The organism is Streptomyces sp. NPDC004561 (genome assembly GCF_053602155.1).
This window is the reverse complement of sequence record NZ_JBSGDB010000396.1, coordinates 1-8,253: the sequence shown is the minus strand read 5'-3', so window position 1 is coordinate 8,253 and position 8,253 is coordinate 1. Positions and strand designations below refer to the sequence as shown.

The following is an 8,253-nucleotide window of genomic DNA, read 5'->3' as shown; positions in this document are numbered from 1 at the left end:
GGGTGAAGACGAGCGCCGGGACGTCTCGTCCCATCGGCCCTCCAGGTTTCCCCTCGTCGGACACCCGCACGGCCGCCGGGCCGACGAGGACGACGGCTACGCGCTCGCGTTCGTCCACGACCCGGACCGGGGAGCTGCCGACCTGGTGATCCTCGCGGCGCAGGACTTCACCGGCGAGCCGGTCGCGCGGGTGCATCTGCCGGGGCGGGTCCCGCTGGGTTTCCACGGGAGCTGGATTCCGGACGCGTGAGCGCCGGTGATTTGCGATGGTGGACGGTATGCATGCCAAGGACATCCTCATCGACGGCTTCGGCCGCATCCAGGAAGAAGTCCGTGCCACGCTCGACGGCCTCGGACCGGACGAGCTGCACCACCGCCCGGTCCCCGACGCCAACACCGTCGCCTGGCTGGTCTGGCACCTCACCCGGGTGCAGGACGACCACATCGCCGACGCCTTCGACCTCGAGCAGGTCTGGCTCTCCCAGGGCTGGGAGAAGCGCCTCGGCCTCGACCTGCCCCGGCACGACACCGGCTACGGGCACTCCCCCGCCAAGGTCGCGAAGGTGCGGGTGGAGTCGGCCGACCTGCTGGCCGACTACCACGACGCCGTGCACGAGCAGACGGTCGGCACGCTGCGCTCCCTGGCCGCCAAGGACCTCGAACGCGTCGTGGACGAGCGCTGGGACCCTCCGGTCACCGTGGGCGTGCGCCTGGTGAGCGTCCTGTCCGACGACCTTCAGCACATCGGACAGGCCGCCTACCTCAGGGGGCTGATTCAGAGCGCGGCGGCGTAACCGGGCAGGATCACGTCCTCGATGAGGGCCTTGCGCTCGTCGAACGGGATGAACGCGCTCTTGACGGCGTTCACGGTGACCGTGCGCAGGTCCTCGACCGTCCAGCCGGCCTCCTCGACCAGCAGCGACATCTCCCGGGTCATCGTCGTACCGGACACCAGGCGGTTGTCGGTGTTGAGGGTGACCCGGAAGCCGAGGTCCTTCATCGCCGTGATGGGGTGCTCGGCGATCGAGGTGGCGCAGCCGGTCTGCAGGTTGGAGGTGGGGCACATCTCCAGGGCGATGCGGCGGTCGCGCACCCAGGAGGCGAGACGGCCGAGCTTGCTGCCGACGATGTCCTCGGTGAGGCGCACACCGTGGCCGATGCGCTGGGCGCCGCACACCTGGAGGGCCTGGTGGATGCTGGGCAGGCCGTGCGCCTCGCCGGCGTGGATGGTGAACGGCACGCTCTCGCGGCGCAGGTGCTCGAAGGCGGCCAGGTGGTCGGCGGGCGGGAAGCCGTCCTCGGCGCCGGCGATGTCGAAGCCGACGACACCGGCGTCGCGGTAGGCGACGGCGAGGTCGGCGGCCTCCCGGACGCGGTCGAACATCCGCATGCCGCACAGCAGGGTGCCGACGCGGACCGGGGTGCCGGCGGCGGCCGCCTTGGCCATGCCGGCGGCCAGGCCCTCCTGCACGGTCTCCACGACCTCGCTCAGCGCGAGTCCGCCGTTGGTGTTCAGCTCGGGGGCGTAGCGCACCTCGGCGTAGACGACACCGTCGGCGGCGAGGTCGAGGACGTACTCCTCGGCGGTGCGCAGCAGGCCCTCGCGGGTCTGCATGACGGCGAGGGTGTGCTCGAAGGTGGCTATGTAGCGCACCAGGTCGCCGGAGTTGGCGGCCTCGAAGTACCAGGCGGCCAGCTCGTCGGGGTCGGTGGTGGGCAGGGTGTGGCCGACCGCGGCCGCGAGCTCCACCACGGTGGCGGGGCGCAGGCCGCCGTCGAGGTGGTCGTGCAGGACGGCCTTGGGCAGGCGGCGGACGACGTCGGCATCTACGCGCGTAGCAGTCATGGCGGGTCTTTCCTTGAGCGGGCGGTTCTGAGCGGTGGGAGGAGGGTCAGCCGGCGGGCTGGAGCAGGTCCCAGCGGTTGCCGTAGAGGTCCTGGAAGACGGCCACGGTGCCGTACGGCTCGTGCCGCGGCTCCTCCAGGAAGGTGACGCCGGCGGCGGCCATGCGCGCGTGGTCGCGGGCGAAGTCGTCGGTGTGCAGGAAGAACCCGACGCGGCCGCCGGTCTGGTCGCCGACGCGGGCACCCTGCTCCTCGCCCTTGGCGCGGGCGAGCAGCAGCCCGGTGCCGGGGCCCTCGGCATCCCGGCCCCCGGGGCCCGGCTCGACGACGACCCAGCGGGAGCCGTCAGGACGCGGGGCGTCCTCGGCCAGGCGGAAGCCGAGCCGCTCGTGCAGGGCCATGTCGCCGGGGCCGAACCAGTGCGGTGGGTCGCCCGCCGAGCGGCCTTCGGGTGTGGCCCGGGTGATGCGGCCGGGTTCGGCGACGTAGCTGGGGAGCAGCTCCAGGCCGAGTTCCTTGGCGAGTTGCAGATAGGCGGTGTGGGCATGGCCGACCACCTCACCGCCCAGCTGGACGGTACGGCCGTCGGGTGTGCGGGTCTGCTCGACCCGGCCGCCGACGCGGTCCCGGGCCTCCAGGACGAGCACGTCGGTGCCGGCGGCCGCCAGGTCCCGGGCGGCGGCGAGTCCGGCGAGACCCGCGCCGAGCACGATCACGTCGTGATGCATCGCATTCGCTTTCGTCGTGGGGTGGGGTCAGGCCAGGACCAGGCAGTGCTCCGGCCGCCAGCCGAACTCCACCGTCTCGCCGCCGCTCCAGCGGTCCTCCATGCGCGCACGGGCCGTGTTCTGCTCCAGCACCGACAGCGTGACGCCCGGGGCGAGTTCGATCAGATAGGTCGTGGTCGGGCCGCTGTAGACGGTGTCGCGGATCACCCCGTTCAGCACCGACATGCCCGGTTCGAAGTCCGACAGCCAGATCTTCTCGGGCCGCACGGACACGCTGACGGCCGTGCCGTCCGCGATGCCGCCGCGGCGGCCGACCGGGAGGGCGGGACCCTGCTCCAGGGCGACCGCGCCGTCCCGGTAGGTGCCCGTCATCAGGTTCGAGGTGCCCATGAAGGCGGCCACGAACCGGCTGGCGGGGTGCTCGTAGACGTCCTCGGGCGTGCCGCACTGCTCGATGCGGCCCTCGTTCATCACGGCGATCCGGTCGGACATGGTCAGCGCCTCGTCCTGGTCGTGGGTGACGAAGACGAAGGTGATGCCGACCTCGCGCTGGATCTGCTTCAGCTCCACCTGCATCTGCCGGCGCAGCTTCAGGTCCAGGGCGGCCAGCGGCTCGTCGAGGAGCAGCACGGCCGGACGGTTGACGAGCGCGCGGGCCAGGGCGACGCGCTGGCGCTGACCGCCGGAGAGGGTGCGGGGCTTGCGGTCGGCGAGCCCGGCGAGCTGGACCAGCTCCAGCATCTCGCCGACGCGCTGCCGCATCTCCGGCTTGTCGACGCCCTTGCGCTTGAGGCCGAACGCCACGTTGTCGGCGACGCTGAGGTGGTCGAAGAGCGCGTAGCTCTGGAAGACCGTGTTGACGTTGCGCCGGTTCGGCGGCAGCGCGGTCACGTCCTCGCCGGCCAGCAGCACCGAGCCCTCGGTCGGGTCGCTGAATCCGCCGATCATGCGGAGCGAGGTGGTCTTGCCGCAGCCGGAGGGGCCCAGCAGGGAGAAGAAGTGGCCGGCCTCGATGTCGAGGTCGAGGCGGTGGACGGCGTAGGAGTCCGCGAACTGCTTGGAGACGCCGTCGAGCCGGACGGCAGGGATCGCGTCCATGGGTCACTCCCCGGAGAGGATGTCGAGGCCGCCGCGGCGGCCGAAGAGGCGCGGGATGAAGAGGGCCAGGGCGATCAGCACGATCGAGCCCGCGAGCATCAGGGTGCCGACGGCGTTGATGGTCGGCTGCACACCGAAGCGGATCGCCGAGTAGATCCGCACGGACAGGGGCTGGGGGTCGACGCCGGTGGTGAAGTAGGCGAGGACGAAGTCGTCGAAGACCAGCGCGAAGATCAGCACGGCGGCGGCCAGTACGGCGGGCAGCAGGGCGGGCAGGGTGACCAGGCGCACCGCCTGCCAGCGGGTGGCCCCGAGGTCCATGGCGGCCTCCTCCACCTCCGGATTCAGCGCGGCGACCCGGGAGCGGAGGATGACGGTGACGTACGAGATGGAGAAGGTGATCTCGGCGAGCATCACCGTGCCGGTGGACAGGGCGATGCCGAGGCCCTTGAAGAGCAGCATCGAGGCGACGCCGGTGACGATCTCGGGTGTGACCAGCGGCACCAGCATGACCAGGCCGGCCAGCGAGCCCAGCCGGGTGCGGCAGCGGACCAGGCCGAGCGCGAGCGCCACGCCGAGGACGACCGAACCGGCCATCGCCACCAGGGAGATCCGCAGGCTGGTGCCGAGGGAGGAGATCAGCACGTCGTCGTGGACGAAGGCGCGGTACCAGCGCAGGCTGAACCCGCCGAAGACGGTCAGGGACTTCTTGGAGTTGAAGGAGAACAGGGCGACGACGCCGATGGGCAGATAGAGCAGCGCGAAGAAGAGCGCGGTGACGGCGACGAGGACGCGGGGCCTGCGGTCGGCGCGGCCGCGTCGCGTACGGCTCCGGGTGGCCGGACGGGCCGGGGCGGTGGCGGAGGGCAGCTTGAGCAGGGTCATCGGCGGGCCTCCGCCTCGTCCTTGCGGGTGCGGCGCAGATAGCCGAGCATCCCGATCAGCAGCACCAGCATCAGCAGCATCGTGAGCGCGGAGCCCAGCGGCCAGTTCTGGCCCTGGAAGAACTTGTCCTGGATCAGGTTGCCGATCATGATCTGGTCCGGTCCTCCCATGAGCTGTGCGCTGACGAAGTCGCCCATGGCGGGCAGGAAGACCAGGACCAGCCCGGCCGCCGCGCCCTGCCGGGTGGCCGGCAGGGTGACGAAGAAGAAGGTGCGGACCGGGCCGCCGTACAGGTCGCGGCCCGCCTCGATGAGGGAGACGTCGAGGCGTTCCAGGGCCGCGTACAACGGGATGATCATGAAGACGACGAAGCCGTAGACGAGTCCCGCGACCACCCCGGTCCCCGTGTTGAGGATCTTCGTGCCGCCGTCGGCCAGACCCACCGCGCGCAGTGCGCGCAGCACGGGTCCGTCGTCGGACAGGACCACCGACCAGCCGTACATGCGGACCAGGTAGTTGGCGAAGAAGGGCACCACGATCGCGGCGATCAGCGCGTGCTTGTAGCGTCCGCCGTGCAGGGCGATGGTGTACGCCACCGGGTAGGCGATCAGCAGGCAGATCACACAGGTCAGCACGGCGTAGCCGAGGGAGCGGACGAGGACCTCGGTGTAGGCGGGGTCGGCGAGGGCGCGCACGCCGGACAGGTCGAAGCCGAAGCGCGGGTTGCCGAGGTCGTCGGTGGTGCCCACGGCGAGTACGGCGACCAGGACCAGCGAGGCGATCAGGAAGCCGGTCATCCACAGGGTGCCCGGCAGCATCAGCCAGGTCCATATGCGCTCGCCGTCGGCGGCGCGCCGGCGCGGGCGGGAGGGGGAGCGGAGCAGCGCCATGTCAGCCCGCCTTCACATGGGTCCAGGCGGTGTCGCGGGCGTCCTCCGCCGCGCGGCCGCCGTTGCGGAAGAAGAGGTCCGCCCTCAGGTCGTCCTCGGTGACGAGGCACTCGGGGAAGGGCTTGACCAGCTCGGCGTACGTCTTCTCGGTGCCGGCGATCGGCATCGGGTAGCCGATGTACTCGATGTTCTTCTTCGCGTTCTCCGGCCGCAGCATGTAGTCGATGAAGAGCATCGCGGTCCCGGGGTGCGGGGCGTTCCAGGGGATGGCGTAGCAGTCGGAGTTGATCGGCGTGCCCTCCTTGGGGGCCTCGAAGCCGAACACGGAGGGGTCCTTGGCCTGGTTGAGCATGGCGGCCATGTCGCCGCTCCAGGCCTGGGTCATGACCGCGTTGCCGTTGAGGAGGTTGTTGTAGCTGTCGCTGGAGAAGCCGCGCAGCCGGGGGCGCAGGGTGCCCAGCAGTGAGGTGATGCGGCCGAGGTCGTGGCGGTCGCCGGTGCTGACCCCCAGACCGAGTTCGAGGGCGCCCATGCCGAGGACCTCGTCGCGGTCGTCCAGCAGGAAGACCTTGCCCTCGGCCTTGTCGCTCCACAGATCCCGCCAGGAGCCGGTCAGTTCGCCGATCCGGTCACGACGCCAGCCGATGCCGGTCTTGTACGCGGTGAAGGGGACGGTGTGCGCGGAGCCGGGGTCGTACCAGGGGTCGGCGAAGTAGGCGTAGGCGCCGAATATGGCGTGCGCGTTGGGGAGCTGGCTGTGGTCGATGCGGCGCAGCCGGCCTCCGCGCACCAGGCGCTGGGCCCATTTTGCGGTCGGGAAGACGACGTCGTAGCGGTTGCCGGCGTTGAGCTTGGCGACCATGCCTTCCATCGAGTCGAAGTTCGACTGGATGACCTTGACGCCGTATTCCTTCTCGAAGCCCTTGAACACGGAAGGGTCGACGTAGTCGGCCCAGTTGAAGTAGACGAGATCGCCGTCGACGCGTGCTTTGACGGGGGCGAGCTGCCGGGCGTCCGGCGTTCTGGCGGGCATGAACCCGCAGCCGCCGACCGCGGCGCCGAGCAGACCGCAGGCGCCCGCCCGCAGCAAGGAGCGTCGGGTCGGTGGGAGTACCTCGGGGGACACGGAACGTCCTCTCCGTCGAGGAACGGCACAACTCCAGGGCTGGACCGGCTGGTCGGCTCACGGAGGCCCTGACTCCGTGGGAAGGACCGGTCTGGGGAGGGTACGAGCGTGCGTCAGCGGGGGAGGGGTAATCCGGTCCGGAGGCGTCCGGTGTACGGCGCGCGGGAGGACGTCACAGCGTGCCCCCCGCCAGGTCGTCCCGCACCCGGCGGGCGAACCAGCCGACGGCGGCCTCGCGCTGCGAGAGCGGGCCCGGCTCGAAGCCGGGCGTGGTCAGGCCGGCCTGCACCCGCTCCACCAGTTCGGCGTCCTCGTCGTTGGTGACCCAGCCGATGTGGATGTTCAGCCGGCGGGCCAGCCGGGTGCGGACGCTCTCGCCGTGCTTCGTGTAGAACGCGCCGGGGATCGCCGCCCGGTCCTGGGCGGTGGGCAGGGCGGTCCACGCGAGCACGTGGTCAGGGTAGAAGTCGATGAGCGTGTTCGGGTAGATCACGGCGTACCGCCACACGCGCCGGTCGGCCTCGGTGAGCCCCGGCATCGGAGTCGCCAGCCGCTGGTAGAGCCGCTCGGTCCAGTTCGAGGAGGGTTTGTCCCGCAGCGGTGACTCGAACAGGACGTAGTTCTCCTGGACGTCCACGGTGTACGCCTGGTAGTCCAGCAGCCGCATCAGCGCGGGGTGGGCCACGGGGACGTGGTAGCCCTCGAGGTAGTTGTCGACGATCACCTTCCAGTTGGCGTTCTGCTCCTCGCCGCCCGCCAGGTCGTGGATGCGGTGCCTGCCGACCGGGACGAGGCCGGGCCCGGTGTAGCGGCCGACGGCCTCGGCGAGACCGGCGCAGGACTGCGCGAGCGGGGTCGCCTCCATGTCGAGGTTGACGAAGACGAAGCCCAGGAAGGACTCCACGTTGACCGGGTGCAGTCCCAGCTTCGGCTTGTCCAGGCAGGGGATCCGGCGCGCCTCGGGGGCGCCGACGAGGCGTCCGTCCAGCTTGTAGGTCCAGCCGTGGTACGGGCAGCGGATCGCCTTGCCGGAGGGCTCGGGCGCGCTGACCAGACGGGTGCCGCGGTGCCGGCAGACGTTGAGATGGGCGGCGAGTCCGCCGTCCTCGGTACGGACGACCAGCACCTCCCGGCCGGCGGCGGTCGCGGTGAGCCGTGCGCCGGGGCCGGGGAGGTCGGACTCATGGCAGACGAGCTGCCAGGACCTGGCGAAGATACGGTCGGTCTCGGCCTCGGCGACGACCGGATCCGTGTAGTAGCGGGCGGGCAGTGCTTCCCCGGGGTGCTCGGCCGGCGGCCCCGGTGGGGCGGCCGGGTGGGCGGCTTCCCGCGTGGTCGAGGGGTTCATCGGGTCCTCCTCCGCGCCGCGGCGGCGGCGATGGGCGGTGAGGCTGTGCGCGGAACGCACGGCAGGCGGGCTTGCGGCCTGCCGGGATCCGGCTGACTAATTGGTTAGTCAGAGTGGGACCGCGATGGGCCCAAGTCAAGACTTGTGGGCTGACTAATTAGTTAGTTAGTGTCGGGGCAGGCGGATGGACCGGGCCGGCAGACGCCCGCCGCGGCACATCCCGCAAGCCCGCGGACCTCGTCCGCGCCACACCTGGCGACCGGATCCGGCCGCCCAGGTCCTGGTGGTGCGGAGGCGGTGCGCCAGTACGTCTCCGGCCCACTGGGTGACGGC

9 protein-coding genes and 1 pseudogene are annotated in these 8,253 nt (G+C 71.1%); 2 read left to right on the top strand and 8 right to left on the bottom strand.

The features are described 5' to 3' along the window. Both ACWEN3_RS35465 and ACWEN3_RS35460 read left to right on the top strand, forming a co-directional pair. On the top strand, window positions 1–250 hold a 250-nt coding region (locus tag ACWEN3_RS35465), incomplete at its 5' end, for a carotenoid oxygenase family protein (protein WP_452979511.1). 28 nt (window positions 251–278) lie between these two features. After that, the gene (locus tag ACWEN3_RS35460; RefSeq protein ID WP_452979509.1) at window positions 279–794 is read left to right on the top strand and encodes a mycothiol transferase; all 516 of its coding nucleotides are present in this window, start codon (window positions 279–281) and stop codon (window positions 792–794) included. Here the strand turns inward: ACWEN3_RS35460 and ACWEN3_RS35455 are convergent. The 8 genes and pseudogenes from ACWEN3_RS35455 to ACWEN3_RS35420 form a co-directional block, all read right to left on the bottom strand. Then, window positions 776–1,846: an adenosine deaminase gene (locus tag ACWEN3_RS35455; RefSeq protein WP_452979507.1), complete on the bottom strand. Its 1,071-nt coding sequence runs from the start codon at window positions 1,844–1,846 to the stop codon at window positions 776–778. The two genes, ACWEN3_RS35460 and ACWEN3_RS35455, sit on opposite strands and share 19 nt — an antisense overlap. A gap of 46 nt (window positions 1,847–1,892) precedes the next feature. Beyond that, window positions 1,893–2,246, bottom strand: a complete 354-nt coding sequence (locus ACWEN3_RS35450; protein WP_452979514.1) for a VOC family protein — start codon at window positions 2,244–2,246, stop codon at window positions 1,893–1,895. A 99-nt stretch (window positions 2,247–2,345) separates the two neighbouring features. Next, a pseudogene (locus ACWEN3_RS35445) lies at window positions 2,346–2,573 on the bottom strand (FAD-dependent oxidoreductase); the annotation flags it as partial. 27 nt (window positions 2,574–2,600) lie between these two features. Further along, window positions 2,601–3,671: an ABC transporter ATP-binding protein gene (locus ACWEN3_RS35440; protein ID WP_452979505.1), complete on the bottom strand. Its 1,071-nt coding sequence runs from the start codon at window positions 3,669–3,671 to the stop codon at window positions 2,601–2,603. 3 nt (window positions 3,672–3,674) lie between these two features. Further along, the gene (locus tag ACWEN3_RS35435) at window positions 3,675–4,556 is read right to left on the bottom strand and encodes an ABC transporter permease (RefSeq protein ID WP_452979503.1); all 882 of its coding nucleotides are present in this window, start codon (window positions 4,554–4,556) and stop codon (window positions 3,675–3,677) included. Further along, window positions 4,553–5,446, bottom strand: a complete 894-nt coding sequence (locus ACWEN3_RS35430) for an ABC transporter permease (protein WP_452979501.1) — start codon at window positions 5,444–5,446, stop codon at window positions 4,553–4,555. The genes ACWEN3_RS35435 and ACWEN3_RS35430 overlap by 4 nt, the downstream gene beginning before the upstream one ends. A 1-nt stretch (window position 5,447) precedes the next feature. Next, entirely contained in the window at window positions 5,448–6,572 is a 1,125-nt protein-coding gene (locus tag ACWEN3_RS35425) for a polyamine ABC transporter substrate-binding protein (RefSeq protein WP_452979499.1), read from the bottom strand. Window positions 6,573–6,744: 172 nt separating this feature from the next. Next, on the bottom strand, window positions 6,745–7,920 hold the full coding sequence (locus ACWEN3_RS35420; RefSeq protein ID WP_452979497.1) for an aromatic ring-hydroxylating oxygenase subunit alpha: 1,176 nt from the start codon (window positions 7,918–7,920) through the stop codon (window positions 6,745–6,747). Window positions 7,921–8,253: the final 333 nt, after the last annotated feature.

What these genes read in the sequence shown, in the direction of transcription:
- ACWEN3_RS35455 (WP_452979507.1), bottom strand. Translation starts at nt 1,846, where the DNA reads ATGACTGCTACGCGCGTAGATGCCGACGTCGTCCGCCGCCTGCCCAAG.
- ACWEN3_RS35460 (WP_452979509.1), top strand. Translation starts at nt 279, where the DNA reads ATGCATGCCAAGGACATCCTCATCGACGGCTTCGGCCGCATCCAGGAA.
- ACWEN3_RS35420 (WP_452979497.1), bottom strand. Translation starts at nt 7,920, where the DNA reads ATGAACCCCTCGACCACGCGGGAAGCCGCCCACCCGGCCGCCCCACCG.
- ACWEN3_RS35440 (WP_452979505.1), bottom strand. Translation starts at nt 3,671, where the DNA reads ATGGACGCGATCCCTGCCGTCCGGCTCGACGGCGTCTCCAAGCAGTTC.
- ACWEN3_RS35450 (WP_452979514.1), bottom strand. Translation starts at nt 2,246, where the DNA reads ATGGCCCTGCACGAGCGGCTCGGCTTCCGCCTGGCCGAGGACGCCCCG.
- ACWEN3_RS35435 (WP_452979503.1), bottom strand. Translation starts at nt 4,556, where the DNA reads ATGACCCTGCTCAAGCTGCCCTCCGCCACCGCCCCGGCCCGTCCGGCC.
- ACWEN3_RS35430 (WP_452979501.1), bottom strand. Translation starts at nt 5,446, where the DNA reads ATGGCGCTGCTCCGCTCCCCCTCCCGCCCGCGCCGGCGCGCCGCCGAC.